This window comes from Vibrio tetraodonis, from assembly GCF_003350295.1.
Classification (GTDB): domain Bacteria; phylum Pseudomonadota; class Gammaproteobacteria; order Enterobacterales; family Vibrionaceae; genus Vibrio; species Vibrio tetraodonis.
Genome location: NZ_QLYY01000024.1, coordinates 41,375 through 68,215, shown reverse-complemented (window position 1 = coordinate 68,215; position 26,841 = coordinate 41,375). Strand labels below are relative to the sequence as shown.

The 26,841-nt window shown below is 41.8% G+C and carries 27 protein-coding genes; 11 read left to right on the top strand and 16 right to left on the bottom strand.

What is annotated here, in order from left to right; all coding sequences use genetic code 11:
• Positions 1-432: 432 nt before the first annotated feature.
• Genes tatC through rmuC form a run of 7 tightly spaced genes read right to left on the bottom strand, consistent with a single transcriptional unit; the run spans position 433 to position 6,583 of the window.
• Positions 433-1,170 (bottom strand): twin-arginine translocase subunit TatC, encoded by a 738-nt coding sequence (tatC, locus tag DPF90_RS17910; protein WP_114787686.1) that lies wholly within the window; start codon positions 1,168-1,170, stop codon positions 433-435.
• Between the two features lie 60 nt (positions 1,171-1,230).
• Positions 1,231-1,659 (bottom strand): Sec-independent protein translocase protein TatB, encoded by a 429-nt coding sequence (gene tatB, locus DPF90_RS17905; protein ID WP_114787685.1) that lies wholly within the window; start codon positions 1,657-1,659, stop codon positions 1,231-1,233.
• Between the two features lie 3 nt (positions 1,660-1,662).
• On the bottom strand, positions 1,663-1,899 hold the full coding sequence (tatA, locus tag DPF90_RS17900) for a Sec-independent protein translocase subunit TatA (protein ID WP_114787684.1): 237 nt from the start codon (positions 1,897-1,899) through the stop codon (positions 1,663-1,665).
• Between the two features lie 43 nt (positions 1,900-1,942).
• Positions 1,943-3,577, bottom strand: coding sequence for a ubiquinone biosynthesis regulatory protein kinase UbiB (ubiB, locus tag DPF90_RS17895; protein ID WP_114787683.1), 1,635 nt, complete (start codon positions 3,575-3,577; stop codon positions 1,943-1,945).
• Positions 3,574-4,179 (bottom strand): ubiquinone biosynthesis accessory factor UbiJ, encoded by a 606-nt coding sequence (locus tag DPF90_RS17890; RefSeq protein ID WP_114787682.1) that lies wholly within the window; start codon positions 4,177-4,179, stop codon positions 3,574-3,576. The genes ubiB and DPF90_RS17890 overlap by 4 nt, the downstream gene beginning before the upstream one ends.
• Positions 4,180-4,193: 14 nt before the next feature.
• Positions 4,194-4,976, bottom strand: coding sequence for a bifunctional demethylmenaquinone methyltransferase/2-methoxy-6-polyprenyl-1,4-benzoquinol methylase UbiE (gene ubiE, locus DPF90_RS17885; RefSeq protein WP_114787681.1), 783 nt, complete (start codon positions 4,974-4,976; stop codon positions 4,194-4,196).
• A gap of 56 nt (positions 4,977-5,032) precedes the next feature.
• A complete protein-coding gene (gene rmuC / locus DPF90_RS17880) occupies positions 5,033-6,583 on the bottom strand; it encodes a DNA recombination protein RmuC (protein ID WP_114787680.1) in 1,551 nt (516 codons plus the stop codon).
• A gap of 132 nt (positions 6,584-6,715) precedes the next feature.
• On the opposite strand from rmuC, the gene DPF90_RS17875 reads away from it, so the two are divergent.
• Positions 6,716-7,621, top strand: coding sequence for a DMT family transporter (locus DPF90_RS17875; protein ID WP_114787679.1), 906 nt, complete (start codon positions 6,716-6,718; stop codon positions 7,619-7,621).
• Positions 7,622-7,626: 5 nt separating this feature from the next.
• On the opposite strand, the gene DPF90_RS17870 is transcribed toward DPF90_RS17875, so the two are convergent.
• Positions 7,627-8,448: an HDOD domain-containing protein gene (locus DPF90_RS17870; RefSeq protein ID WP_114787696.1), complete on the bottom strand. Its 822-nt coding sequence runs from the start codon at positions 8,446-8,448 to the stop codon at positions 7,627-7,629.
• 269 nt (positions 8,449-8,717) lie between these two features.
• On the opposite strand from DPF90_RS17870, the gene DPF90_RS17865 reads away from it, so the two are divergent.
• The 3 genes from DPF90_RS17865 to DPF90_RS17855 all read left to right on the top strand — a co-directional run bounded on the left by DPF90_RS17865 (position 8,718) and on the right by DPF90_RS17855 (position 11,609).
• Entirely contained in the window at positions 8,718-9,485 is a 768-nt protein-coding gene (locus tag DPF90_RS17865; protein ID WP_114787678.1) for a winged helix-turn-helix domain-containing protein, read from the top strand.
• Positions 9,482-9,955 carry a hypothetical protein gene (locus DPF90_RS17860; RefSeq protein ID WP_114787677.1) on the top strand — a complete coding sequence of 158 codons (474 nt, stop codon included), beginning with the start codon at positions 9,482-9,484 and terminating at the stop codon, positions 9,953-9,955. Before DPF90_RS17865 ends, DPF90_RS17860 begins: the two co-directional genes overlap by 4 nt.
• Positions 9,956-10,163: 208 nt before the next feature.
• Positions 10,164-11,609, top strand: a complete 1,446-nt coding sequence (locus DPF90_RS17855) for an aerolysin family beta-barrel pore-forming toxin (protein ID WP_114787676.1) — start codon at positions 10,164-10,166, stop codon at positions 11,607-11,609.
• A gap of 90 nt (positions 11,610-11,699) precedes the next feature.
• On the opposite strand, the gene DPF90_RS17850 is transcribed toward DPF90_RS17855, so the two are convergent.
• From DPF90_RS17850 to DPF90_RS17835, 4 genes are all read right to left on the bottom strand, one after another.
• Positions 11,700-11,999: a hypothetical protein gene (locus tag DPF90_RS17850; protein WP_114787675.1), complete on the bottom strand. Its 300-nt coding sequence runs from the start codon at positions 11,997-11,999 to the stop codon at positions 11,700-11,702.
• A gap of 35 nt (positions 12,000-12,034) precedes the next feature.
• The gene (locus tag DPF90_RS17845; protein ID WP_114787674.1) at positions 12,035-12,403 is read right to left on the bottom strand and encodes a hypothetical protein; all 369 of its coding nucleotides are present in this window, start codon (positions 12,401-12,403) and stop codon (positions 12,035-12,037) included.
• A 310-nt stretch (positions 12,404-12,713) separates the two neighbouring features.
• Positions 12,714-14,099 carry a sensor histidine kinase gene (locus tag DPF90_RS17840; protein WP_114787673.1) on the bottom strand — a complete coding sequence of 462 codons (1,386 nt, stop codon included), beginning with the start codon at positions 14,097-14,099 and terminating at the stop codon, positions 12,714-12,716.
• Positions 14,083-14,757: a response regulator gene (locus tag DPF90_RS17835; RefSeq protein ID WP_114787672.1), complete on the bottom strand. Its 675-nt coding sequence runs from the start codon at positions 14,755-14,757 to the stop codon at positions 14,083-14,085. The genes DPF90_RS17840 and DPF90_RS17835 overlap by 17 nt, the downstream gene beginning before the upstream one ends.
• 162 nt (positions 14,758-14,919) lie before the next feature.
• Here DPF90_RS17835 and DPF90_RS17830 point away from each other — a divergent pair, with 162 nt between their 5' ends.
• Positions 14,920-15,426 carry a GlcG/HbpS family heme-binding protein gene (locus tag DPF90_RS17830; protein ID WP_114787671.1) on the top strand — a complete coding sequence of 169 codons (507 nt, stop codon included), beginning with the start codon at positions 14,920-14,922 and terminating at the stop codon, positions 15,424-15,426.
• 115 nt (positions 15,427-15,541) lie between these two features.
• Here the strand turns inward: DPF90_RS17830 and DPF90_RS17825 are convergent, their stop codons facing one another.
• The 3 genes from DPF90_RS17825 to DPF90_RS17815 all read right to left on the bottom strand — a co-directional run bounded on the left by DPF90_RS17825 (position 15,542) and on the right by DPF90_RS17815 (position 18,268).
• Entirely contained in the window at positions 15,542-16,006 is a 465-nt protein-coding gene (locus tag DPF90_RS17825) for an ankyrin repeat domain-containing protein (protein ID WP_114787670.1), read from the bottom strand.
• A gap of 87 nt (positions 16,007-16,093) precedes the next feature.
• A complete protein-coding gene (gene katE1 / locus DPF90_RS17820; RefSeq protein WP_114787669.1) occupies positions 16,094-17,608 on the bottom strand; it encodes a catalase KatE1 in 1,515 nt (504 codons plus the stop codon).
• Positions 17,609-17,857: 249 nt separating this feature from the next.
• Positions 17,858-18,268 carry a TetR/AcrR family transcriptional regulator gene (locus DPF90_RS17815; protein WP_338062880.1) on the bottom strand — a complete coding sequence of 137 codons (411 nt, stop codon included), beginning with the start codon at positions 18,266-18,268 and terminating at the stop codon, positions 17,858-17,860.
• Between the two features lie 482 nt (positions 18,269-18,750).
• On the opposite strand from DPF90_RS17815, the gene DPF90_RS17810 reads away from it, so the two are divergent.
• The 6 genes from DPF90_RS17810 to DPF90_RS17785 all read left to right on the top strand — a co-directional run bounded on the left by DPF90_RS17810 (position 18,751) and on the right by DPF90_RS17785 (position 25,805).
• A complete protein-coding gene (locus DPF90_RS17810) occupies positions 18,751-19,269 on the top strand; it encodes a sigma-70 family RNA polymerase sigma factor (RefSeq protein ID WP_114787668.1) in 519 nt (172 codons plus the stop codon).
• 2 nt (positions 19,270-19,271) lie between these two features.
• Entirely contained in the window at positions 19,272-20,219 is a 948-nt protein-coding gene (locus DPF90_RS17805) for a FecR domain-containing protein (protein WP_114787667.1), read from the top strand.
• A gap of 121 nt (positions 20,220-20,340) precedes the next feature.
• Positions 20,341-23,430, top strand: a complete 3,090-nt coding sequence (locus DPF90_RS17800; protein WP_114787666.1) for a TonB-dependent receptor — start codon at positions 20,341-20,343, stop codon at positions 23,428-23,430.
• Between the two features lie 617 nt (positions 23,431-24,047).
• Positions 24,048-24,791, top strand: coding sequence for a tonB-system energizer ExbB (exbB, locus tag DPF90_RS17795; protein ID WP_114787695.1), 744 nt, complete (start codon positions 24,048-24,050; stop codon positions 24,789-24,791).
• The gene (locus tag DPF90_RS17790; protein ID WP_114787665.1) at positions 24,781-25,212 is read left to right on the top strand and encodes a biopolymer transporter ExbD; all 432 of its coding nucleotides are present in this window, start codon (positions 24,781-24,783) and stop codon (positions 25,210-25,212) included. The genes exbB and DPF90_RS17790 overlap by 11 nt, the downstream gene beginning before the upstream one ends.
• Positions 25,209-25,805: a hypothetical protein gene (locus DPF90_RS17785; protein ID WP_114787664.1), complete on the top strand. Its 597-nt coding sequence runs from the start codon at positions 25,209-25,211 to the stop codon at positions 25,803-25,805. The genes DPF90_RS17790 and DPF90_RS17785 overlap by 4 nt, the downstream gene beginning before the upstream one ends.
• Positions 25,806-25,829: 24 nt before the next feature.
• On the opposite strand, the gene DPF90_RS17780 is transcribed toward DPF90_RS17785, so the two are convergent.
• Positions 25,830-26,795, bottom strand: coding sequence for a G protein-coupled receptor family protein (locus tag DPF90_RS17780; RefSeq protein WP_162814061.1), 966 nt, complete (start codon positions 26,793-26,795; stop codon positions 25,830-25,832).
• Between the last annotated feature and the right edge of the window lie 46 nt (positions 26,796-26,841).

Genomic DNA, 26,841 nt, shown 5'->3' with positions numbered 1-26,841 from the left:
CTTTCGAAGAGGTTTACAGTTTGTAAGCCTCTTGTTGTATTTAGAGTCCGAGTTGTGTATGTGGAAATGACTCTCTTCATAATATAAGGCACTTGCCTGAAAGAAATATAAAAAGAATCCTAACCATCACAGCTCCTCACACAAATACACCCTTTTCAACGCAAAAAATTATCTCGTATTTGATAAAATCAGATTCTAGTGATAATAAGCCCCACTTACCCTTTTAAAAAAAATGATACTAGTTTAATATACAAAATAAACAATAAAAGGAGGATGAAATGTGCAACCACAGCAACCACTTGCATAGGAGGCATCGTAAGCTTTGGCACAAAATAATTGGTATAAAAGAAGTCTACATTTGTTCAAAGTGTGGACACATAATGAAATTCAAGTAAATTTTTCCCATCACGATGACAAGTACCACAGGTTTTGTCAATTTTGCCTTGCTGATGAGTTAGCGTAGAACCTCGCAAAAAACAATCCAACTTCAAAAAGTAGACACATAGGCACAGCTAGTAGGGTCTGAGAAATAATATCAGGCGGAGTTAGCATCATACCGACCACAAAAGCCCCAACGATAATATAAGGCCGCTTTTCACTTAAGCTTTTAGGATTGGTTGCTCCTGTCCAACATAGCAAAATAATCGCTACAGGCACCTCAAAAGCAATGCCAAAGGCAAGAAACAAAGCAAGAACAAAATCTAAATAGCTGGAAATATCCGTCGCAAATTCTACCCCACCCAATGAAATTGCCGTAAAAAAGCCAAATACCAGTGGAAACACCACAAAATACGCAAAAGCAACGCCACAATAGAAAAGTAATGAACTTGAAAACAGAAGAGGCATGATGAGCCGGCGTTCATGCTTATACAACCCAGGGGCAACAAAAGCCCATACTTGATATAAGATGAAAGGTACTGCGATAAAAACAGAGGCAATAAGAGTTAACTTTAATGGCGTAAAAAAAGGTGATGCAACGTCGGTTGCAATCATTGTCGCACCTTGAGGCAAACGCTCTACAAGGGGGGCCGAGACAAACTCATAAATGTCATTGGCAAAATAAATCAGGCCAAGAAACACAATTAAAACAGCAATGAGTGCACGAAGCAAACGGCTACGCAGCTCCAAAAGATGGCTAATCAAAGGCTGCGTTTGCTCAACAGATGGCATGAAAACCCCTACTGGAAAATATGATAAGAAATAGCTGTGACCATACCTAATAAAAGTAGATTATTTGGCTTTTTTATTATTTGCCAAGGGTGATATATCACCAACAACATCGCTTTCTGATGAAGGCTTTGGATCATCAGGACTTTGAGCTGTTACAACTTGATCTTCACGCTCACCTTCGCTCTGCCCCTGCCCTTTAGTATAAGGCCGCTGAACATCATGTGCAGCCTGTTTGAGCTGCTCAACAGAGGACTTGAGCTCCGGGGATAAATCTTCCATGCCCATCTGCTCAGCCTTGCGTAAGTTATCTTGTAGCTCCTGAACTTTGAGTTCATGAGAGATCTCGTCTTTGACATTATTGGCCATGGTTTTGGCAGCACCGACAAAACGGGAGACACTACGAATCGCGTGAGGTAATCGCTCAGGGCCAAGGACAACAAGGCCAACAACTGAAATCAATATCAGCTCCCAAAAACCGATATCAAACACGAGTTATACCTGCTCTTTGTCTTTTTTGTTCTCAGCAGCGCTATCCACTTTCTGCTGATCGAGATGTTTGGGCTCAAAATCTGCGTCTTTTTTTGCCGTATCGTCTTCACTCATGGCTTTCTTAAAGCCTTTCACCGCACTGCCCAAATCACCTCCCATGCCGCGCAGTTTCTTAGTGCCAAATAAAAGCACAACAATAGCTGCAATAATCAGAAGTTGCCAAATACTAATACCACCCATTTTCTATACCTCGGGCTATTTAAAATCAATTACAATCTACCGCCTAACGGCGATAGGCTTTCCAACTAAGCAGCCAAAAAATCGCACCACCACTCGCTGTAACCAAGGATAGCGGATCATACTGGCTGTTTACCAGTATTGCTGAGCATACGACTAATGTCGCACCTACCCCAAATAAAAACTTCCCTTTCAGCTGCTGACGTTTACTCACACGATAGCCATCAAACAGCTCATCCATACGCTGATTCATCATTTTACCCTGGCGTAAGCTGTCGTACAGCAACTCGGGCAATTCAGGTAATTTTTCTGCCCAAAACGGCGCTCGGTCCCTCATTGCGTTCAACAGAGCTTTAGGGCCGACCTGATTCATCATCCATACTTCCAAGAAAGGTTTCGCTGTCTGCCACAAATCAAGTCGTGGATATAATTGACGTCCCAATCCCTCCACATAAAGCAGTGTTTTTTGTAACAAAACCAATTGCGGTTGAACTTCCATATTGAATCGACGAGCGGTATTAAACAAATTCAACAACACATGACCAAATGATATATCACATAGTGGCTTAGCAAAAATAGGTTCACACACCACGCGTATAGCACTCTCGAATTCATCCAGATTCGTATCTTGTGGAACCCAACCTGATTCTACATGAAGCTCCGCTACACGGCGGTAGTCTCGATTAAAAAAGGCCAGAAAGTTTTCTGCTAAATATCGCTTATCTTCACTATTTAGAGTACCCACTATACCGCAGTCTAAACCTATCCACTGTGGGTTCTCTGGATGCTCCAGGCTAACAAAAACATTTCCTGGATGCATATCTGCATGAAAAAAACTATCTCGAAACACTTGGGTAAAAAACACACTGACACCACGTTCAGCTAACAACTTCATGTTAGTGCCGTTAGCTTTCAAACCATCGATATCCGACACTTGGATGCCATATATTCGCTCAGAAACCATGACAGTTTTATTACTAAAGTCAGTAAAAACTTCAGGAACATACAATTCTTCACTGCCTTCAAAGTTTCGCCTAAGCTGAATGGCATTGGCTGCTTCACGCTGCAGGTCTAATTCATCGAGCAGAGTTTTCTCATATTCTTGGACCACTTCCACGGGTTTCAAGCGACGCGCCTCAGGCAAGGCTTTCGCCACTATACGCGCCATGCGGTACATAAGTTTTAGATCCGCATCAATAACTGGACGAATATCCGGACGAATTACCTTTAACACCACTTGTTGGCCATTTGACTTGAGTCTCGCGGTGTGAACCTGGGCGATAGAGGCCGAAGCAAGAGGAGTAATATTAAATTCAGTAAACCAGTTATCAATCGGTCCGCCCAATGCTCGCTCAATCTGCTGCTGAGCGAGGTGACCGTCAAAGGGAGAGACTTGATCTTGAAGAAGCGCTAAAGGGTCAGCAATATGGGGCGGAAACAAATCGCGCCGAGTAGACATCATCTGGCCAAATTTTATCCAAACAGGTCCCAATTCCTGAAGTGCCAGCCGTAACCTCTCACCCAATTCTTTATCACCATGTCGATTTTTAATCCAAAATAAGGCTTTTCTGGCAAACAAAGGCGCTTTAGCCAGCTGATGATCGGGAAGAAGTTCATCCAAACCATATTCAAGCTGGACCTTGATAATTCTGAAGAGACGTCTTAATTCGGCTGGAGTCATACTCTGTCCATAAGTTTATTCAATTTTGCTTCCACACGAGCGGTCCAACTTGCAACATCATCCACTTGATCGCAAAAATGTGCCACCTCCAAAGACGATGGAGCTAACTTCCATTCTTCGGTGATTGCTTGTGCAAGATGATTGGTGTGTTTTTCAGCTCGCCTTTTAGCAAATTCTCTAAGTCCAGAGGCACTTTGGACTAGATTATGAGCGACAACATCTCCTGTTATTCTCGACAACCACTCTTCAATATCTGGCTTACAGTCAGATAGTAACTGAGAAAACTTTTGCGCTAGCTGGATGTCACCTTCAAGCGTTAATTTATCTTGCTTAATCAACTGAGTAATATTCGATTGCTCTCTTAGCTCTGATAAACTGGCAAGGTTGAGTGATAGATAACAGTCTGGCTCGCCTTCATAAGCAGCAAGTACATCAATTTGCTGGCTAAACACAAAGGTAAGGGTTTTGTTGAGCTCTCTTAAATGAACTTGGATCACCTGTCCTTTTAGCCGTGAAAGACGGCGCACCAACTCAGGATCATCGTTAACTAAGATGTTCATGCTTGATTCGACAGCAGCAGTAATGAATGCTTCAAAGGGCATAAAGGTTTTCCCTATCAGAACTTGTAACCACGATGAAGAGCAACGATGCCCCCAGTCAAGTTATGGTAACTGGTGTTTTCGAAACCTGCCGATTCCATCATACCTTTGAGTGTATTTTGATCTGGATGCATACGAATGGACTCAGCGAGATAACGGTAGCTTTCTGCATCGTTGGCCACTAGTTCGCCCATTTTTGGCAATAGGTGGAAGGAATACGCATCGTACAGCTTCGATAATGGCTCAAATACAGGTTTAGAAAACTCTAACACCAGTAAGCGACCGCCTGGTTTTAAAACCCGAAACATTGATGCTAGCGCTTTATCTTTGTCCGTGACATTACGAAGACAAAAGCTAATAGTGATAGCATCAAAATAATTATCTGGAAACGGTAATTCCTCAGCGTTGGCTTGAACATAGTGAACATTACCAACAACACCACTGTCACGAAGCTTGTCACGGCCAACATTGAGCATTGAGTTATTGATATCAGCAAGGATGACATGCCCTTTATCACCGACGATTCGTGAGAACTTCGCCGTAAGATCTCCAGTACCACCACCTAAATCAAGCACTTTATGCCCTGGGCGAACTCCACTGCAATCAATGGTAAATCTTTTCCATAAGCGATGGATCCCGACCGACATCAAATCATTCATGATGTCATACTTTGCAGCAACGGAATGAAAGACTTGCGCAACCTTAGCGACTTTTTCCTCTTTGGCTACCGTGCTAAAGCCAAAATGCGTGGTTTCATTTGATTCTATAGCGGTATCTAACTTCTCGCCTGTATCTGTCATGACAATTCCTCTTAAAGCAGCGTTATGAATTAATACGACCTCAGCGCTGCGAGCGATTAGTTTACTTTATCCTCAGCTTGTTGTCTTTCATCGATAGAATCATTTTCAACTCCAGAATTATTTTCTTGTAACCCATCATAACTTGCCAAATTCGTCACACTGGGGGCAATGGGCCTCTTTACCTCAACCCCAAGCTGTTTAAAGCTCTCTGCCTGTCGAATCATATTGCCTCGCCCACTAGCAAGTTTGTTCATCGCTCCCTGATAACTCTGATTTGCTTTGTCTAATGCGCCACCAAGATTTTGCATATCGTCAACAAACAAGCGTAGCTTGTCATACAGTTTGCTCGCTTTGTCAGCGATAACTTGTGCATTTTGGTTTTGACGCTCGTTGCGCCACAGGTTGTCTATGGTGCGAAGGGCAACCAACAATGTGGTTGGACTCACCAAAATAATGTTTTGCTCTAGCGCATCTTTAACTAAACTCGGGTCAGCCTGAATGGCCAACTGAAAAGCAGGTTCTACTGGCACGAACATTAATACATAGTCTAAACTTTCTATCCCTTTAAGCTTATGATAATCCTTTTGCGATAGCCCTTTAATGTGTGCTCTTACTGAGAGTAGATGCTCACTTAAGGCTATATCTCTCATTTCATCGGATTGGGCATTAAAATACCGCTCGTAAGCAACCAGAGCCATTTTTGAGTCAACAACAACTTGTTTATTATTGGGCAAGTAAACAATAACATCTGGCTGAAAGCGTTTACCTGACTCATCTTGTAAGCTCACCTGCGTCTGGTATTCATGCCCTTCACGTAAACCTGATTCAGCTAACACACGCGCTAAGACCACCTCACCCCAATTGCCTTGCTGCTTGTTATCACCTTTAAGAGCTTGAGTTAGGTTAACTGCTTCTCGGGCCATCTGCTCGTTAAGCCGCTGAAGATTTTTTAACTCATGAACCAGAGTATGACGCTCTTTTGCTTCTATGTTGAAGCTGTCATTAACTTGCTTCTTAAAGCCTTCCAACTGGAGTTTCAGCGGTGATAATATCGCATCCAAACTTTGTTTATTTTGCTGGTCGACTCTCGCTGTTTTAGCGTCAAATAGTTGATGCGCTAACTGCTCAAATTGTTGTTTGAGACGAACTTCTGCCCGCTCCAGCAGTTGCAGCTTATCTTGGTTAGCTTTATTTTCTTCTTGATGTCTTGCATCTTGCTCTCGAAGCTGTGCTTCAAGTTGCGCTTTTTGCTCTCGACTAATATCGAGCTGAGTGGCGTAATGCTGACGCTCCTGTTTGAGTGTTTCCAAATAGCGAAGTTTTTCCAACGAAGCCATATGCTGGCCATGCACTTGCTTCAACTCATAAGCTGCTTTATCTCGTTCTGCGTCAAGTTGATCAAGCTCTTGATTTGCTTGTTCTAGGGCTTTTTTTAACTGGCTAATCTGCTCATTTGATAATTCTCGAGCAGATTCCATTTGCTGTTTTAAAAGCTGATGACCTAAGGTCATTTTCTGCTTTACCCACCAGCCAACTGCAACACCACTTAGAAGCGTACAACCTATTACGACCATAACTAGGGTCAAATTATCTAGAATCCACTGCATAATCAGGGGTTAACTCATATTTTCCATATGTTAAATGGTATTTTACCACTGGATAAATGTCCAGTTTGATGGTTGAATATCAAACCGATAGACTAGCGCCTTGAGTTGTATCTATCTAGGCAAGGGAATGTCATGAACGAACGTCGTGCAATCGGTTTAGGACTATCTGCTGTACTTTTATGGTCGACTGTGGCCACCGCCTTCAAACTCACCTTAGCAGAGTTAACACCTATACAAATGCTCACTGTCGCAAGTACAGTTTCGACACTTGCATTAACTTTAATATGCGCTTGGCAAGGAAAGTTATCTTCCATTAGCTCAACTTTTCTCGCCAATCCTTTCTATTACATCTTGCTTGGGGCAATTAACCCCTTGTCATACTATCTTATTCTGTTTAAAGCTTATGACCTGCTGCCAGCCTCACAAGCTCAAGCGATCAATTACAGTTGGGCAATCACACTTACTGTTATGGCTGCTGTATTTCTCAAACAAACAATACGCAGGCAAGACTGGGTTGCGTGTGCTTTAAGCTACTTTGGGGTCATTGTTATTGCGACTAAAGGTGACATTTTAAGTATGAGCTTTGACAGTCCGCTTGGAGTAGGCCTCGCTCTACTATCGACTTTATTATGGGCGGGTTACTGGATACTCAATACTAAGAATAAAGCCGACCCTATAGTAGCGGTTTTGCTAGGCTTTCTCGTCGCAACGCCGTGTGCACTGCTAATTAGCTGGATAGAGGGCGCTAATTGGAATCATATTTCTTCGCAGGGCTGGCTAGCGGCAATATACGTGGGCTTATTTGAAATGGGTATCACCTTCGTTCTTTGGCTAAGTGCATTAAAACTTACCCAAAATACCGCGCGGATCAGTAATCTTATTTTTGCGTCGCCCTTTATTTCCCTAGTGCTACTTGCAACAATCATCAAAGAACACATCTACCCAACAACCTTGATAGGGCTTGTACTTATTATTGCAGGCTTAGTCATCCAACAAATGAGGTTTAGGAGAAAGAATCAATACGAGCCTTCGTGTTAGCGGTACTAAAACAGCTGGTATGCCATTTCACTCCCTTGGCCTCTAACTGCATCAATTTTTTCTGTTAGATTAGAGTCCAGGTTCAGCGCTACAGCAGCCTTGTGTTTTTTTAAATACCGCTGCTTCTCTTTAGCGCTCATTGTATCCCAGCTTTGATGAATATCCCTAGCTAGAAAGACTAGACAGGCCAATCTTTTCGACTCTACAGCTTTGCTGGGGTGATTAACATTGGCAATCGCATCAATCAGTTCGGCAGGAAACTTCCAACTCTCAGCTAAAGCAGCTCCAAGCTGCTGAGCATCGGCTCCAAGGACATCTCTCTGTACCTCTATGGGATTGCTGCCCTTTTCAACACGCCGATTGATCTCCAAAGCTTTTTCTGGCTCAAGAGAGTGAATCATAAGCTCACCGATATTATGTAATATCCCAGCGATAAAAGCTTCGTTTGGGTCAATTTTGATTTCCTTCGCTAACGCACCAGCGATAGTGGCAACCTCAAAGGTACTGGCCCAATAATCTTTAATATCGAGTGTTTCCAACTTAGGGAAGGTAGAAGCCAGAATTGATGAAGATATTAAATTGCGAATGGCCCCAATACCGATTCGCACGATTGCATCATTGATGTTCGACACACCCTTAACACCACCAAACTGAGCAGAATTGGCCATTCTCAGTACCCTAGCTAACAAAACTTGATCCATGGCCATCTTTTTTGCCAGCTCACTAAAATCAATCTGATCGCTATTTACCATCTCAAGAAGCTCTTGAAGTACACTCTCTATTCTGGGTAGTTCATTGATTCTCGAAATCAGCCCTTGATAGCTCATATCATCCCCCGTAAGCAACACCTTTCTCATTTAATATAGGACAGAAATCACTCAACGGAACAATAAGCTGGAGCTCTCGCATACAAGCCACAGCGCAAAACAAAAGCACTAAGTTTCATATAATTGATAGCACTCACACAGATTATACATGTCAGTTCAAAGCCAGTTATTCCTTAATTGATCAAAGCACATTCATGTACTTACCTTGAGTAAAACATTCCATTGGTGGTGATCAGTGAGCATTCGAGTTACTGCCTAAATTTGATGATATGATTTTATTTAATACCCTTAGTAACAAACTCTCCAATCGTAATAAAAGCGCCAAGATCGGTTATCGAGAAGCACAAGTATTGGAGCTTCTAATCCAACACTCTCCCAATGTTGTTAAGAAATGCGACATCATCCAGCATGCTTGGGGAAATCAATATGTTGGCGAGACCTCTCTTGCTAAAAGCATCAGTTCACTGCGACATGCACTGCTGAAGTTAGGTGCCAACGAATCGCCCATAGTTACCGTGCCCAAAGTAGGTTATAGACTAATTAACGACTGTATTGCTTGCGATACGCAAAAAACGGTCCAGATAGAGGCCATACAAAAAGCTTTTGGTGACACATCAACACCTAGAAGCAAAGTAACAGTTGACGATCAACCTAACACCATTTTTCACCACTACAGGCTCTCTATCTGTTATCTATCCGCTTTTATCTTGTTATTTTCCGCGAGCCTACTCGGTTTTAGTAAATCTTATGGTTGGCACTGGGAAAATGTAAATAGCATGCACTCACTAACAATGAGAAGAGTAGATATGATTGATGTCATTAGTACGCCAGATACTCATCTAAGTCCTGAGCTTCTCGCCTTACTTTCCGAGCATCAATGCCACTGTGTTGTGTACTTCGAACAGAATGATCAGTATGCGGAGCTATCAGTAATGGACAGAAATAGTCGCAGCTCCATCAATATCTTCTACACTCAAGGGCAGCCACATATAGTCTCAAGCCAGATAATAAGTTTTCTTGAAGAAAGTCAATTATGATCCCCTATCTGACTCTCATCTGCTCCGTAATCGCGTTTCTTTTTGTGCTCGCTCTCCCTTGGTCCAATCAGGTAGAGGGAAATCACTATCAGCATACCGAAGTACGCATCCAACAAAACCAGAAGGTCTTTCGCTCAGACGGGATCACCCGTATTGAAAATAATCATGTCGTCCACCTTGCTTCGCTAAAAGACAGTTCGATGCAAGATCCAGTGGTGATTCGTTTTTCTGGTAAAGCCAGGTCATTTGACCAATTTGGTTTCTCTCTGTCCGGAACACTTGATTTAATGTCAGTACAAAGTTTACGACCAGTCATCGATGATACAAGCATCTATCCCTACCTCTTACTCAACAATGATCCCTACTCGGTAGATATTAAGATTTTATACACAGCGGAAGATTACATCCTTATCCGAGAGGAACCCAGCGGCCGAGTAAAGCTGCTAGCCAAGCGCGAACTATCTCAATAAAGTCAATCCGACTTCGCTCACCATCTTGTTTTCTTTATTTGCTAACAACCAAAACATCACAAGCATTTGATTTTAAAATGGAATAAATTTCAATTCTTTTCAATACCTCAATATTTCTGAGTATGGAAAGGTAAACAGCCTATCGTTAACAAATCGTTAACAACAGTGTGTAACCTCACCAACGTCACAGACATAAAGGGGAATATCCATGTCAACCATCAAAGTGCCCTTAATCTCTATTGCTATCTTCATTTTTTCAAGCACAAATCTTCACGCAAAAATTTATCCCGATCAGCTTGTGATTGATACGCTTGGTGAAGATATTTGCCGGTCAGAATATCGCCCAATAAATAGGTTCGAGGCTGCTCAACACAAGGATTATCTTGTGGCTCGAATGGGCAAATGGCAAATTACTGGACTTGACGACAATTGGGTGATTATGGGCCCCGGTTACTATGGAAAAATTAAGCAGGATTTACCAAACCACCAAACTTGGTGCTACCCCAAGAAAGCCATTTCTGGCATCCCTCACTATCAATCCAGATCAATAAGCGAAGGTAATGAGCTTGATATCCAGTACCAACTTGTAACCGATCAAGAAAATTTCGTTAAACCACTAAGCTATTTAGCACACTATTTAGGTTATGCTTGGGTAGGCGGCAATCACGGCCAATATGTCGGAGAAGATATGGATATAAGGCGTGAAGGTGATAATTGGGTAATTCAAGGCAATCAAGATGGGACGTGCAGCGGATATCGATGCAACGAAAAGACCAAAATGACCATAGGTAATTTTGCCTACACCCTTAATAAAGATGATTTTTGGCATGGCGAAGTCACCGAGTCATCTCGCGAGCTGGTCAAAACCATTACTGCTGTAGCGAGAAACCATACCGACATCCCCCAACAGGTGGTGGTTGATCTAAAAGTTAACGAGTCTACAAACTGGTCAAAATCAAACAGCTTTGGTTTTTCGCAGAAAGTGACGACCGAAAATACCTTTAAATGGCCACTGGTTGGCGATACCAAGCTCACCATCAACCTTGAGGCCAATCAAAGCTTTGCCAGTACCAATGGCGGATCAGACAGCGAAAATATCATGCTTCAAGCAAGACCTATGGTACCCGCAAACGCTGAAATTCCAATTCGAGTTGAACTTTATCGCGCAAGCATCTCTTACCCTTATCGTTTTGGGGCGAATATAAGCTACGACGTTACATTCAATGGGTTTTTGCGTTGGGGCGGTAATGCATGGTTTACGCATCCTAGTAATAGACCAAATCATACCCACACCTTTACCATGGGACGAGCTAGCAACCATTCTGCCGATCTCCGCTATCAATGGGACCATAGATACATTAATGGTGAAGTAAAATGGTGGGACTGGAGCTGGGCAATCAATGAATATGGCCTTGAAAATATGCAGCACACAACAGGCGCAAGTTTAAGACCGTTTTACTCCTATGTCTCTGGAGAGTTTTACGCTGAGTCTCAATTTGCTGGAAGCATAGAAATAGGCCAGGCTAGCGCCATTAAAAAACAACATCTACATATAGAAAATCATCTTGATGTATCAAGTAACTTTGATAAGCAAGAACTCGACAGGCTGGGTTTTAGCAACGCAGAATTCTCCATTAAAGCTATCAACGAGTAGAAGGCTCTTAAACCAACAAACGGAAGAGCGGCTACTCTTCCGTTTCATCATCGATAGCAAAAAAGTCTAGATTTTTATCAGACTATGCTGCTACTGAGCACATCTAACATTATTTACAACTTCTACGCCGCTATTACCAATTTCATCAATCTTTAGCGTAGCACAAAAATAGTTAGGTGAGTCCATAGCCTGAGTCTTTAGCTCATAAAAAGTATAGTAGCCACCACTAAAATCAGACTTCACATATTTAAGATGAATTAAGAAGTTATTACCCATCATATTATTTACTTCCGTGCTTTTAGATATCTTATCCAATGTGCTATTTGATGCCATGGCTAAAGATGGGATTAACAATAGTGAAGAGAATATAGATAGAATTGTTTTTTTCATAATAATTACTCCAAAGATTATATTTAATAGAGGGTTTAGTTAATTTCATTAATAGAGACAAGCTCTGGAGTGCCATTTATTGAGTGATAAACTTCAACCACAACTGCATAAGTAGGTGCATCTGGGTAAGTAGGTTGTGCATTACAAATAAATTTGTAGCTCATTCCTGCTGTCACACTTGCGGAAACCGCAAAAGGAGAGTAAGACACTCCGACTAAGCCACCTAATGCTTGATAGAAAGTATTGTATTCATTACGACTTAAAGCACGATATTCACTCCAGCCACCTGGAATTGATGTCACCGATGCTTCAGCATTGTCGACATTAGCATTAATAAAACTACTTTCATTAGCCAAAGCTAAACATGGCGATAAGAAAGCTAATAATAATAATTTCTTAAACATAACACATCCCTTTATTAATTGATTGGCTCTTATAACTAAAGCAATCCTAATCAAGTAATTAAGGTGAGTAAATAATAATTAGTTTGATTTATTTATTTTTGATGTAAAATAAAAGCTAAGATTAGATATATATTTCAAGTTAAAAAAGAGTAAAGTATTTTTACTATAAACCACTAATTTAAATAAAGTCACACTATAGTAAGTAAAATTGAAAAACTATCCGTTAAATAAGAATAAATATTATTAATATACCTTTAAACAATATAAACACTCTGAAGTATATAAATGAAAAACCACCTTTTTAAATATGCTAAATCACAATACTGAATTGACTGCCTTGGCCAAATTGTGACGATAGTTTAATCGTCCCACCTAAGTTATCTACCATAGCGGCGGCGATCGATAGCCCTAATCCATAACCCTCTGTGTTACTGCGACTCGTATCAACTCGATATAATCTTTCGAAAATGAGCGTTTGAAATTTAGACTCAATTCCAATTCCTGTATCAATCACATGAATTGCCACACCTTTATCACACGATTTTTCAATATCGACAGTAACTTGTCCACCTTCAGGTGTATATTTGATCGCGTTGTCCACTAAATTAACTAAAACTTGGGTCAGCTTATCTGGGTCTGATTCAATCACCACCTCTTCAACTGACGTAGTCATTAGAGTGATATTCTTTTGTTCAGCGACATCTTCAAACCAGCTTGATACCTTTTCTACCACCTCATTTATATTGGTTGAGACTTTTTTTATCTTACGCTTCCCTACTCTCTCATCATTTAACTTCATCAATGCGGTCAGCATATTACTAGCCTGCATCGCCTGTTCAGCGCAGTCAGCTAAAGCCTCTTTTGCTTTACTCTCATCCGTATTTTCTTCATTCATGAGAGCGGTTTGCGAAGACAGCATAATTCGAGATAAAGGAGTACGAATATCATGGGCAATAGCATCAACTGTGGTGTTAAGTACTGTCGTAGTATGGTGCAAACTGGTCACTGCTTCTTGAACGCTTGCACTCACAAGGCTTAGCCCTTGCGGTGCTTTGATAGTCTCTATACTGTCTAACTTACCGTGGCGAAGCTTTTCTAATAAGTTGCCTAATGTCACCAAAGGGGTCATAGCATTGCGAATAATCCGCTGGGTAAAGATTGAAGTAATCACTAACATAACAAGCATTGCGTACACAGTCGTTATCCAGTTTTCAAACGCAATCACGTAACGCTTTTGATTATCAAGCACTAACCAAAAGTTTTGTGTATCGCCTTTTACTTGCACCACAAGATAAGGATTGAAAATGAAACGTTCGATCCAATTTCCACTCTCCTGTTGCTTTATCCTTGAACCAAGATCAGGTGAAAGCATTTCATCTCCGACGATAAGCGTTACTTGATCTGGTTTGTTAGCTTCAGTCACAAACACGCTAATCTTATTATCAATCAAACGTTCTGGGTTTGCTTCCAACACATGAGTTAAACGCTGCGCAGAGTCATATTTCAATATACGCTGATACTCCGAGGCCATAGAAGTAAGTATTTTGGTTTCAGCGCGATAAAGATCATAGAAAAAAAGCACGCCGACAGCGAGCTCTACCAGTAGCAGGCAAAATAAAAGCAAACCGATGAAGCGCAGTAATAGCTTCTTTTCAGCACTGATAAGCGCCTGTTTAATGTTACGACTTGAGGACATAGCCAACTCCTCTCAGTGTGTGAATCAGCGGTTTGTCAAAACCCTTATCAACCTTACTTCTTAAGCGGCAAACCAACACATCAACCACATTGGTTTGAGGATCAAATTGATGCCCCCAAACTTGCTCTAATATCGCAGTTTTTGACAACACCACCTCTGGGTTCTCCAGTAAAAGCTTCATTAATACAAACTCTCGCTGGTTTAAAGCGATAGCCTTACCCGCCCTCACCAATGAATGTTTCATCAAATCCAAAGTCAGATCATAATATTTCAGCTCATAAGACTGAGGTGAGCTTTGCTTTCCTCGGCGAAAGAGCGACTGACACCGCGCTAAAAGCTCGGGGAAAGCGAAAGGCTTAACTAAATAGTCATCCGCGCCAGCTTTTAACCCAACGACTCTTTCCTCCACCGAATGTTTTGCGCTGAGAATAATAATTGGTGTTGTATACCCTTGGCCTCGATACTGTTCGAGTACTTCAAAACCTGTTTTCAGCGGTAACATCAGATCTAGGATAATCACGTCATAAGATTCCGTGCTAGCTTCGTGCAGTCCGTCCACACCATTAACCGTATGGGTTACTGTGCACCCCTCTTGCTGGAACCCGTTAAGCAGGAAACGGGCGATATGAGCATCATCTTCTATCAACAATATTTTCATTAGCCTTTCACTTTGATAGCGCTTGTATCAATCTACTTTATCAACAATAGTTGGTGAATTTCATCTAGATTACATTTTTGTAATCTTTGGGCAAGCTTCTGGTAATAGTGTTCTTGGTAGTCTGACGGTGTTGATAACAACAATGTGTTAGATGGAGTCATTATGAAAAACTTAAAACAAAACGCGCTAATTACTACTCTTGGTCTGTTCTCTGCTGCCCTATCTTTTGGCTCTGCAGCGGCAGACAAAAACCAAACTGTTTCTGTTAATCAAATTTCTTCAACAGCGGCATTCTCGCTGGTTAAGGAAGCCGTGCATAAGTGTGAGCTTGATGGATATAAAGTGACAGCAACTGTAGTTGACCTGTCCGGTAACGTACTTGCTCAGCTGCGCTCTGATGGTGCAGGCGTTCACACTCTAGAAAGCTCGCGCAAAAAAGCCTTTACCGTGGCAAGTATGAAACAGCCTTCTGGGAATCTGATGAATCTGATCGCCGACAAACCTATCCTTCAGCCACTGCAAAACATGGATGACAACTTACTGTTCTTGGCAGGAGGTGTGCCAGTCCAAATTAACAATGCCATAGTAGGAGCTATTGGCGTAGGCGGCGCACCGGGTGGTCACTTAGATACAGCCTGCGCAGAAAGCGCAATTAAAACAGTACTGTAATGACTGTAAAACACGCCCTTTACCAAAGGGCGTGTACAATATTAAATCTTTTTATAAGTACAGCTAAACAAGAGCTATTAGTAAATATTATCACGCAGTCCATTGAAATGGGTGATTAGTTTTGCAAAGACTGCAACACCTTAGACTGGCCGTAGATTTGAGCAAACTCTTGCAAATTTAGCCCCGCCTTATTACGTAGCTCTGGCGAGCATTTAGCTTGGTAGAGATCGCTAGCAATACTGATTTCACGTTTTATCAGAGCGCCCATTAGAGCAGTGTTACCGCGTTTATCTTGCAAACAGGCATTAGCACCGGAGTCCAAAAGTAAGCGCACACTTTCTTTATTACCACTGTAAGCAGCTACCATCAAGGCGGTATAGCTCTGATTGTTGCGTTGGTCAACCGGAAACCCCTGCGATACAAACGTCTCTAGCACCTCATTGTCACCAACTCGTGCAGCATCAAAAAATAGCTCCACCAAAGCTTGGTATTCTTCTTCCACCTTAGTTTCTGCGGCTAGTAAGTTAAATGACAGGCTGACCGAGAAAAGAACTGAGCTTAGTAATACTAGTGTTTTCATTTGCTTTCCCTATAAAAATGGCCTGTGGGAGCCCTGATTTTCGGGCAGAAAAGAGCAGATACACCTCCCGCAGGCCAAAATTTATTCCTACATCATGGCTTTACTTTTAACACTCGTAAGGTCGGTATGAGTCGCCTTGGCAAGGCGCGTCCCATAGTCTTTATCTGCGCGATAGAAGAAGCTGACCATAGTTTCCTTAACGTCTTTATCTAAAACTTGGTTTAAATCACCAGCCAAGTTAGCAATCAGATCGCTTTGATCTTGATAGCTCATACTGCGATATAAAACACCAGCTTGATAATAATCACGAGGATTGCTGATTGCCTTTTGAATCACAGTGCCAGACAAAGGAGTTTGAACCGCTTTAAATTGCGTATCTTCAGACAAATCGAGTTGGCGACTCGGCTCATAATTCACATCCCCATTTGCCTGTTTAGCATTATTACTTAGGCCATTTTGGTTGTGATTATTCACCGTCGCGAGCGGACGATTGACTGGCAATTGAAATAGATTTGCACCTAAGCGGTAGAGCTGAGTGTCAGCGTAAGCAAACAAACGGCCTTGCAACAGACGATCTTCAGATGGCTCTATTCCCGGAATAAGGTTTGACGGCGCAAAGGCTGACTGCTCGGTATCTAGAAAGAAATTTTCAGGTATACGGTTAAGCGTCATAGTGCCAACTTTTTTATCCGGTACATTAAGCCAAACTTTAGTCGCATCAAGACCGTTATAGTCGAGTTTACTGAGCTCTTCTGGAGACAGAACCTTTACGTACAAATCCCATTTCGGGTAGTTACCTCGACTGATTTCAGTATATAAATCATTAGTCAGATGATTAAAGTCCTGACTTTGCACTTTACCTACTTCATTTGGGCGTAGGCTCTCTACACCTTGCTGACTCTTCCACTCAAACTTTACATAATTAACATCACCTTGGGTGTTAATCCATTTGTAAGCGTGGACACCAAAACCATTCATGGTGCGGTAACTAGCAGGCGTACCAAGATTACTATATACCCAAGTTAACATATTGGTTGAGCTTGGCTCATGACTAAAGAAATCAAAAAATCGGTTTGGGTCCTGAACATTGGTCACGGGCGATGGTTTGAGAGAATGCACCATATCCGGAAATTTAATTGAATCACGGATAAAAAACACTGGTAGGTTATTACCCACTAGGTCCCAGTTACCTTGCTCAGTGTAAAACTTGGTAGCAAAACCACGTGGATCGCGAAGGGTTTCAGGGGAGCCTTTTGAGTGAACCACTGTCGAGAAGCGCACAAATACAGCTGTCACCTTACCACTTTCGGTAAAAGGAGCCGATGCAGTCAGCTGACTAAAATCACCTGAGGCAACAAACTCACCATGAGCCCCTGTACCACGTGCATGGACTACACGCTCTGGGATGCGTTCTCTGGCAAAGCGCTGAAGCTTCTGGATAAGATGAACGTCTTGCAATAATACGCTGCCGTTTTCTCCAGCAACGATTGAATTCTGATTGTCTCCAACTGGTGCGCCATTATCTCTTGTCAGAGTTTGCGCTTGTATCGATGCGCTAAACACGCCCACTGTAATAAACAAAGATATTTTTGACATCTGCATGGCTGCTCTCCAATGCATGCTAACCCATTGACTCATCGAGTAGTCAATAGATACTCAAAAGCCCTTTTCCGCCCGAAAAACACTATATCTTCAATGGTTAAGTTTGTTTAATGGGAAACAACAATAGAATCAATAGGGATAATCGATGAAATTTTTTGCCAGGTAACGGATTAGCGTGGGAAAGCTGAGAGACATGAAGGCTTACCGCTATAGTCAGAGGAAAGCCGTCAATAGGAGGAGGCTGAATTTTTACTGCTTTGTTTTTACAATATGGCTTAGTAATCCATGCCTAACACTTTGAATATAAGCAGATGTCTGAAATTGAGATAACAGCATACTACCCTCCATAGAGGTAAAGAACAGCCGAGCATAGACTTTTGAGTCGAATGCATCAATAAAGTCACCGTCTTTAACACCTTGTTCTACCACACGCGCAATCCATCTTTCATTCATTTCAACAAAGCTATTGAGCGGTAGAGTAACTTCCTCCGCGAGCGAGGAAATATCTGAGGTATACATACCACAGAGACACAACTTGTTACTGTCTCGTACATTCACAAACACTTCGACCAAAGCACTTAGCTTAGCTGCTACAGTACCCTGTTGCTGGTCAATATTGTTTAATTGAGCGCCATAGCGCTTAAGATAGTGCTCAAACACCACCTTGGCTAAGTCTTGCTTGGTTTTGAAGTAATAATGAATGCTGGCTGTTTTAATGCCAAGCTCATTTTAAATATCGCGAAAGCTAAAACCATTAAATCCTCGGCTTTGAATATAGCTCTCGGCAATATCGGCAATTTTGGCCGATGCCGTCACTCTATCATGTTTACGACCTATTTGGAGCCAAACAAACAAGATGAAGGATAAAAATCTTTACTGTGACAGCTCATCTTTTAGACATGGCAAGTAAACCTCATCAACAGAGATCAAAATTACAGCACTAAGACAACATTTCTTTTAGATAACAGAGAAACAGATATTCTTAAAACCTTTAAGTGTAAAGCCCTATGCTAATATCGTCATAAAAATACCGATAAAAAACTCAATTTCATATTTATTACAAACACCTATTGATTATATATAAATTATAGTGATACTGGCTTTCATTTGGTTGTATATGGTTTCAGAAATAGGTGTAAATTATGACGGCTTTAAATATCACAGATGCCAGCGAAGTGGATAGTATGTATCGTGAGCACCATAGCTGGCTTTCCTTATTTATTCAGAGGAGACTCACCTGTCCTCAGGTTTCAGCCGATTTAGTTCAAGACACCTATGTTCGTTTAATGGTCAGCCGAAAGTTGCCACCACGCCAAGATTCTCGTCGTTACTTAACTCATATTGCTAAGGGCCTAGTGGTAGATCTCTATCGCCGCAAGCGTATTGAATCTGCTTATCTTGATATGTTAGAGCAGCAACCTTCAGAATTTGCTGTATCAACAGAAGATAAAGTCATAATGATTAACATGCTGGTAGAAGTTGATGCCATGTTGCATAAAATGCCTTTTAAAGTAAGGCAGGCTCTGATCTTAAGGCAAGTCGAAGGGTTAAGTTACAAAGAGATCGCGCAGTGTCTTAATGTATCCATTTCCTCGGTGGAAAAGTATGTTGCTAGAGCATTACAATCCTGTATCTTGGCCTCAATCGGCAATTTGGATTAACAGTGGAAAAGGCATCAAGAAAATCGATTAAACAGGCTTCACTTTGGATGGCCCGCATGCTGTCTGAAGAGGTTACAGAGGAAGATAAGCGCGCGTTTGAGCTTTGGCGTAGTCGTGAACCTGATAACGATTATGCTTGGCGACAGTTAGAGTCCGTACAAAAAAAGTTGACCTCTCTATCAGACCCTAAAGTTGGAAAAGTCATTTTAAGTCAGTATCGTCAAGGCCTATCCCGTCGACAAATACTGGTTTGGAGTGGCGTTTCTATTGCGGCCATGAGTTTAATCCTGACAAATGATGCATCTATATCTAAAGGAGAAAGTGAGTATGCCAGTACAAAAGGTGAGATTAAGCCCATTACTCTTTCAGATGGAACTCTAGTCGTACTTAATACCTCGAGCCGTATTAGGGTCGATTTCACCCAGAGTCAAAGAGTACTTCACCTTATTGAGGGAGAAGTCATGGTAACAACGAGTCACCATCTCACTCCTTTTTATGTATTGACGCCACAAGGCCTTGTTACCCCTTTAGGGACCGTGTTTAGCGTGAGACTGGAACAGGACACAACCCGAGTCAGCGTATTTGAGGGTCAAGTCATGAATAGAGCTACCAAAGCTTCAAATAATCAATACCTTGAGGCTGGACAAAAAAGTACATTTAGCTCCAAGAATTATTATATTAAGAAGCCTTTACTAGCGAATGAAGTTCTATGGACACAGGGTAAAATAGAGGTTTTAGACATGCCTTTAAATGAGTTTTTAGCCGAGATTTCACGTTACAGAAGAGGTGTAGTAAACATTGAATCTGATTTATCCGATTTAAGAATTTCCGGTATTTATTCGATACGTGATACAGACACAACCCTTCAAAATCTAGGTAAAATTTTACCAATTCAAGTCCGCTTTAGGACTCGATTCTGGGTCACTATTTCCCGTAAGTTAAGCGAGTAGCTTAACTCATTTATATAACGGCTTTCTCACTTAGTTTGCTGATTATTATAATAATTTGTTGAGGCTTTTCCTTTCTCACTCGGTGTAGTCACGGATAAACCATTGAGTTAAGGAAGTATGTGTGCAGTTTTCCACCCTTTCCCGTCGTCTATACATCACTCGAAGTACCCAGCTTAGTTTAGGAACTTTGGTGACCTTTTGTGCTCAGGCTCAGTACTTTGATATCGCAGCTGGTGAGGCAGACACAGTGCTAAATGAGTTTGCTCTGCAAGCCGACATCCAGTATTCGATCAACGCCAATCTCAGCCGAGAAATGTTCAGCATGGGATTGCAAGGGGACTATCAGCCTGATGAAGCATTTAGCATCTTGCTTGCTGATATTGGACTCAGTGCTGAGAAACAAAATGATGGTTCATATGTAGTCAATAGCAATGATCAATGGTCATTAGAAGCGATTGACGTTGGAACACGTTTTGAGTCTGATATGAATCGAGACGAACTTGGCCAAACCAATGTATACGATCAAGATGTTTCAACTGAATATCGAGGTAAAGAGGAAATTGAGCGCTTTAAAGGCTCAGACAGTGCAGACCTATTCAAGGGGATGGCGAATGTATTTAGTGGCGATGCGAGAAATGGTGGTGGTATTGACCCCAGTATTCGTGGTGTTCAAGGCCCAGGTCGAGTCCCAGGTCGAGTCCCAGTTATTATAGATGGTACTGAGCAGGCTATCACGGTAGATAACGGGTATCGAAGTGCATCAAATCGCAGCTTTCTCGATCCAAGTTTGATTGGCGGGATGACCATTCACAAAGGGGCACAAATTAACCCAAATGTGAATACTTCTGTCGGCGGTGCGGTTGAAATTACAACCTTGTCAGCCAGAGATATCGTACCTGAGGGAGAGACCTTTGGTATGGAGTTTATTGGTGAGAGTAGCAGCAACTCAACAAAACCTCGAGAGCCCAGATTATATACTGGACAGGTGTTCAATACCGTTCCCGAATACGCAAACATAGCGCCTTCTGACTTAATTTACACAGACCCAGCTTTAATCGTGTATCCAGAACAACAGCAAGACAATAACCCACTAAACGGTGAAGATGTTGCCTATCGATTGGCAATATCAGGTATCAAACCAAACTATGAATGGTTAACTGCGTATGCATATCGCAACAGAGGGAATTATTTTGCTGGCAAAAACCACTCTGGGTTTTATAACCAACCTTTAGATGGGGACGAGTCTCAAGAAATAGACAACCGTAGACTTTTTATTCAGCCAGAACATTTGGCAAGAGTATATTACCCAGGTCAAGAAGTACCCAACACTTCTTCTGAAATGGAATCCATACTCGGAAAGTTTGCGTTTAACCTTAGCCCTTCTACCAAAATAGAGCTCGGAGGGCGTTATACTCAAACGATTCACGGCGGGATTCTTGCCGATCGTGCAGAAACTCGTTATTTGTCAGGTTTGGCTCAGTGGCCGCTAAACGAAGTTCAATTGCAAGCCTATAACCTTAAACTGCGTTCTCAGCCCGATAACCCTTACATCGATTTCTCCTCTAATCTATGGGCAACTATGTCCAATATTGGATCTAATGTCGGCTCTGGTTCACCCAACTACGCATCGAGCGCTACTTCCGCTATCAAAAACCTCGCTCATATCAATACGGAAGAAGACCGTTATGGTATGAATTTTAGTAATAAAATGCGTTTTGGTAGTGATGTTGACGTCACCCTTTCAGGGCGTTATCAATACCATCAGCTCGCCCCTAAAGGTGATCTAAATACGGCAATACAAGAATATGAAGTCGTGCGCGCCGGTGAGCGAACAGAATATACTGCCAGCACCAATATAGAGTGGCGCGCCAGTGATAGCTTTATTTTCAATGCTGGCCTTCGCTATGGCTATTACAAAAGTATTGATAACTATGTTAAAAGTCGCCTTGCCGCCGGAGATACTAAAAAATTGGAGCAAATTAAGCGAGATGGCTATAACCTCACCTATCAGCTAAATATTCCCATTACAGATGAAAATCGCGATGCGTATCTTTCTGGTGTAGAAAACTCCATTCGCAGTCAAACCAATGCAGAGATCATAAAGTGGCAAACCATATTCACTAAATTGCCCTCAGGTCATTCGGCCCGCGGTATCGCTCAGCAAAATTTGAATAACGCAATCGCTGAGCAAAATACCAAGATTGACCAAGAGGTAGCAAAAGCACGGCAGCATACCTCTTATATTCAACAGATGACTTCAGATTGGAAGCCCAATGGACAAGGGCAATATAGCGCTCAGGATAATGCTTGTATTACTTCTGCAGGCAACTCCAATTATGTACAAGGCAGCTGTAGCGCGCACCAGATAGAGTCATCATCAATCAGTCACTATACCAATACTGAATCAAGTGATGGGGGATGGATGCCGTCTGCCACATTGACATGGATGATGACAGAAGAGAGTCGCAGCTACATTCGCTACGCAGAATCATTACGTTTTCCAAGCATGTTTGAAAGTACAGTCGGCTTTTCCGCCGTACCTAAAGCCTCATCACCTCTAAAGCCAGAACGCTCCATACTATGGGAAGTGGGATATATTCACTATTTCGACAATGCCAACGCTAAATTGACTTACTTTGATCAAGTCATTGAGGATGTGATGGATAGAAACACCTTTCTCTCAACGACTAGCTTTACCAACCTAGATAAGATGACCACGCGTGGTCTAGAGCTGCAATTAGATTACGACAGTGGTGATTACTTTTCCGATCTTTCCGTTGCTTACAATCTAGAAAATGAAGTATGCGATCAGAGCTCAGCAGCACAGCGCTTCACGTCTGATATAGCTGATTATAGCATTGCAGAATATAAAGAGTGCAGAAGAGGAGGATTCAGTAATACCAGTTATTTGGCGGCTAAATCGCCGCCAGAAATCACAGGCAGTCTGCATATTGGCACGCGCCTTTTTAACCAAAAATTAATAACAGGAGCGCGGGCTAATTATACCGAAGGCAGTTATAGTGATGATTATATCAAGCGCAATGATGTCACCACTTTGGACGCTTATATTGGTTATGCTTACAACGATCATTTCCAGTTTGAAGTTCGCGGCAGTAACTTAACCAATGTTTACTACTTAGAACCCGGCGCTATTACTGGCTTACCTGCTCCGGGAAGGACGATAACCATAAAGTTGGTTAGTGATTTTTAATTTAATCTTGCTGTTTTAAAAAACAATTTGTGGTTTTCAGGTTTTCAATCGGTGTACTAGATGAAGTTGAAAATCCAGCTTCGAATGTTAGACGTAGACGAAAACTAACCTAATACCAGAAATGAGTAACAAAAAAAGATATTAACTTTAGACATTTTCGTGTCTATGAATAGCTTTATCTGTTAGCCATTGTCAAAGATAGATACGGTAGTTCATCGGGATTTACCATAACTTCAAACAATGACTTTTCATTTCTTATAGGTCAGTAGTTTGTTTCTACTTTATCCAATTGAAGTATTCGCAATTACCCAAACTAATTGCAATTTTATTTTTCCGGGAGCAAGATTATTGCTCCCATTTTTTATTCAAAGGGGTTTAATCGCTGAATCAAATCGTTAACAGTAGTTTGACGGCATTAATTTATGATCAAACCTAGCTTTAACTCGGATATCAATATGTTTATCACAATGCGAAAGCTCCGCAGATTATTACTAGCTTTTATCATTTCAATATCTTCGGTTACTGGAGTTGAAGCAGAAACCAGTAATATTCACCATTCAAATCAGCTAATAGATAATTTATCGATAAGCGAGACAGAAAAAAACACTAGGAGTCCAATGGCAGTAAATCACTCTCTGGACTATCCACAGCACTATAGTCTCTCTCCCTATGGCATGTATTTGTCAGCAGATTGGGTGGTAAAAGCTGTAATGTTGCTATTATTGGCAGCATCTATTGTCACTTGGTCGATTGCTATTGCAAAACAATTGCAGCTGCGTGTTTCCTGTCGACGAGCCAAGCACATTCTTACCGAATTGCTCGACTCGGAGACTTTAGCTGAGGGTAAGCTGCGCTGCCATGAGGCACAAGGAGCTGGTCTGCACTTGCTCAGCGCCACAGTAAAAGAATTAGAACTCTCGGCAAGAACGGATAAAAATAATGGCATAAAAGAGCGACTGCAGTTAAGACTTGAACGAGTTCAAGTTGGATTGAGTCGCACAATACTAGCCGGAACTGGCGTGCTGGCAACGGTAGGCTCTGTGGGCCCCTTTGTTGGATTATTAGGCACTGTATGGGGGATCATGAATGCATTTATTGGTATTGCTAAATCCCAAAACACCACTTTAGCCGTCGTAGCACCGGGGATTGCCGAAGCACTACTGGCAACCGCGATTGGACTGATTGCGGCGATTCCTGCCGTAGTGCTTTATAACCACTTTACGCGAGGGGTCAGTCACTACCGAGCTTTAATGGCTGATATTTCCGCTACTTTAATGGTGTTAGTTAGTCGCGATCTTGATCGCACCCCTATCATTGATGAAAAAAAGCAGTATAGTAGAGGTAACTTAGATGGGCTTTAAGGTTTCTTCTCAACACGATGAATTAGTCGTCAATCATGAAATCAATGTGACTCCTTTTGTGGATGTCATCTTAGTACTTTTAATTATCGTCATGGTTGCCGCACCTTTGGCAACTGTGAATGTCCCTATTGATTTGCCTACCTCCTCTGCTACGCCAACACCTCAGCCCAAAAAACCATTTTATCTAACTATTAACCGGGAGTTAGTATTAACTTTGGCAGAAGAACGTGAAGTAACCCTAGACCAACTCTCACATACCCTTAGTGAAATACTTCCCAACAAAGAGCAGAGAATTTATCTGCGCGCAGACAAGAGCCTTGATTATCAAAGCTTAATGAAAGTAATCAATACCTTATCTGAAGCTAAATACACACAAATTGCCCTTGTTGGCCTCGAGCATGTCGAGACTCAACATCGATGAAATTTAACTCTGCTGATATCAAGACACCAAATGATGGTTTTGGTCCTTGGCTTATTGCTGGTATGGTAATCAGCGCTATTTTGCACCTAATTGCTGCCATGTATATTTGGCATCAGCCAAAGAATATACCCCCCCCTCTTCCTTCGGCGATTCCGGTCAATGTGATGTTAGCGGCTCCAGTTGCCACACAAACCAAGACACCATCACCCCAACCCAAAAAAAGTAAAACAGCAAAAGACAAATCCGTAAAAGAGCAGTCTTCGCCAATTAATGTTCGCGAATCGGCCCGATCAAGCGATATAGTAACCAAGAGCAATAAGAAGACCGCAAAAAAAAATCCAGAAGCTGAGAAAGAAATTTCAATACCTGAAAATAGAATAAACGACCCAATAGCAAGCAAGTCAAATTCGGTCTCCCAAGTAGAAAGAAGCATACCCAAGGTTCAGGTAAATAAAGACAGTCCAAAACCCCAAAGAGCGTCTGGTGCTTTTAGCAAGCACATTAAAAAAGTGAGGCAGAACTGGAAACAAAAGCTCGTTATGCATTTAGAGCAACATAAGCAGTATCCAAGACGCGCAAAAATGTGTAGGTAAAATAAAGTTTGCCAACATGCGATTTTATGTAGAATAAAGTTTGCCAAAACCATCACTACAATCAGCATACCACAATGGGCAGGAGAGGCTATTGCAATCCGCGCAACTTTTGGATGTAACCTTTAACAAAAACTTACCGCTGCTTTTAAGAGAAGCACAAGGAATAGGTACACTTTCAACAAGCATCGTGCTGGAAATATATGACATTATCTGAGTGTAAGATCTTTCTATCGCCAGCTCATAATAACATTCAATATTGCGGAGCAATGAGCGTCGCCTAGCTCCCCATGTCGGATGGTAAGAGTTTTCTTCTCTTAACAAGCCTATGGGTATCAAATCGGTATAATCATCTGGGCAGAGCTTTTCATCAAAAAAGATACAATCAAAAATAGCTTCCTTAGCACAAGTTGCAAAAAACAAGTCAACTTCAGAGAAAGAGGGGGACGGTTCAACAACAGCTATCTTCAAGTCTGTCTTTTCTACTAAAGCGCCTTTACCAATAAGAATACCCTTGATGGATTTTATGGTTTCCCCTCGCGACAATCCATGCGACACAACGTGAAGCTGACAAGAATGTACTGAGCAATTGACTGCATTTAGCCAGTCCACTTTGAAATAGGCATACCCTAATTCATACAACTGCTTTTCGATGCAGTCTTGGCAATAACGAATTTGGATATGCAGCCCAGAATAGCTTTTTTGCTGCTCTGGATAAAAAGTCTCTATAAAAGAGGGGGTCAGTGGCAACGGGGAAGAAAAACAAGTGTGACTCCTCTTTGTGTTTTTTACATAGAGTCTGAATAACCCATTAGGATCAATTGCTTCAAATTCGCTTCGAGCATAATAAGGTACACTTGGCTTATCTCCCCAACCACCACCTGTCACAATGGTTGAAAAATCACCACACCCATTCCGGTCTAATACTCTGAAAATAAAGCTCTGCAATGATTCTCCTAGTGCAGGACCAAAACCGTTTCGTCTTTTACTCATAGATTGCAAATAAAATATCCATAATACCGAGTAGTTACTCTCCCAA

What these genes read in the sequence shown, in the direction of transcription:
- ubiB (WP_114787683.1), bottom strand. Translation starts at nt 3,577, where the DNA reads ATGACTCCAGCCGAATTAAGACGTCTCTTCAGAATTATCAAGGTCCAG.
- DPF90_RS17875 (WP_114787679.1), top strand. Translation starts at nt 6,716, where the DNA reads ATGAACGAACGTCGTGCAATCGGTTTAGGACTATCTGCTGTACTTTTA.
- DPF90_RS17865 (WP_114787678.1), top strand. Translation starts at nt 8,718, where the DNA reads ATGATTTTATTTAATACCCTTAGTAACAAACTCTCCAATCGTAATAAA.
- DPF90_RS17850 (WP_114787675.1), bottom strand. Translation starts at nt 11,999, where the DNA reads ATGAAAAAAACAATTCTATCTATATTCTCTTCACTATTGTTAATCCCA.
- tatC (WP_114787686.1), bottom strand. Translation starts at nt 1,170, where the DNA reads ATGCCATCTGTTGAGCAAACGCAGCCTTTGATTAGCCATCTTTTGGAG.
- exbB (WP_114787695.1), top strand. Translation starts at nt 24,048, where the DNA reads ATGGCAGTAAATCACTCTCTGGACTATCCACAGCACTATAGTCTCTCT.
- ubiE (WP_114787681.1), bottom strand. Translation starts at nt 4,976, where the DNA reads ATGACAGATACAGGCGAGAAGTTAGATACCGCTATAGAATCAAATGAA.
- DPF90_RS17810 (WP_114787668.1), top strand. Translation starts at nt 18,751, where the DNA reads ATGACGGCTTTAAATATCACAGATGCCAGCGAAGTGGATAGTATGTAT.
- DPF90_RS17855 (WP_114787676.1), top strand. Translation starts at nt 10,164, where the DNA reads ATGTCAACCATCAAAGTGCCCTTAATCTCTATTGCTATCTTCATTTTT.
- DPF90_RS17835 (WP_114787672.1), bottom strand. Translation starts at nt 14,757, where the DNA reads ATGAAAATATTGTTGATAGAAGATGATGCTCATATCGCCCGTTTCCTG.
- DPF90_RS17840 (WP_114787673.1), bottom strand. Translation starts at nt 14,099, where the DNA reads ATGTCCTCAAGTCGTAACATTAAACAGGCGCTTATCAGTGCTGAAAAG.
- DPF90_RS17825 (WP_114787670.1), bottom strand. Translation starts at nt 16,006, where the DNA reads ATGAAAACACTAGTATTACTAAGCTCAGTTCTTTTCTCGGTCAGCCTG.
- DPF90_RS17830 (WP_114787671.1), top strand. Translation starts at nt 14,920, where the DNA reads ATGAAAAACTTAAAACAAAACGCGCTAATTACTACTCTTGGTCTGTTC.
- DPF90_RS17870 (WP_114787696.1), bottom strand. Translation starts at nt 8,448, where the DNA reads ATGAGCTATCAAGGGCTGATTTCGAGAATCAATGAACTACCCAGAATA.
- DPF90_RS17860 (WP_114787677.1), top strand. Translation starts at nt 9,482, where the DNA reads ATGATCCCCTATCTGACTCTCATCTGCTCCGTAATCGCGTTTCTTTTT.
- DPF90_RS17780 (WP_162814061.1), bottom strand. Translation starts at nt 26,795, where the DNA reads ATGAGTAAAAGACGAAACGGTTTTGGTCCTGCACTAGGAGAATCATTG.
- katE1 (WP_114787669.1), bottom strand. Translation starts at nt 17,608, where the DNA reads ATGCAGATGTCAAAAATATCTTTGTTTATTACAGTGGGCGTGTTTAGC.
- DPF90_RS17785 (WP_114787664.1), top strand. Translation starts at nt 25,209, where the DNA reads ATGAAATTTAACTCTGCTGATATCAAGACACCAAATGATGGTTTTGGT.
- DPF90_RS17845 (WP_114787674.1), bottom strand. Translation starts at nt 12,403, where the DNA reads ATGTTTAAGAAATTATTATTATTAGCTTTCTTATCGCCATGTTTAGCT.
- DPF90_RS17790 (WP_114787665.1), top strand. Translation starts at nt 24,781, where the DNA reads ATGGGCTTTAAGGTTTCTTCTCAACACGATGAATTAGTCGTCAATCAT.
- DPF90_RS17890 (WP_114787682.1), bottom strand. Translation starts at nt 4,179, where the DNA reads ATGCCCTTTGAAGCATTCATTACTGCTGCTGTCGAATCAAGCATGAAC.
- tatA (WP_114787684.1), bottom strand. Translation starts at nt 1,899, where the DNA reads ATGGGTGGTATTAGTATTTGGCAACTTCTGATTATTGCAGCTATTGTT.
- rmuC (WP_114787680.1), bottom strand. Translation starts at nt 6,583, where the DNA reads ATGCAGTGGATTCTAGATAATTTGACCCTAGTTATGGTCGTAATAGGT.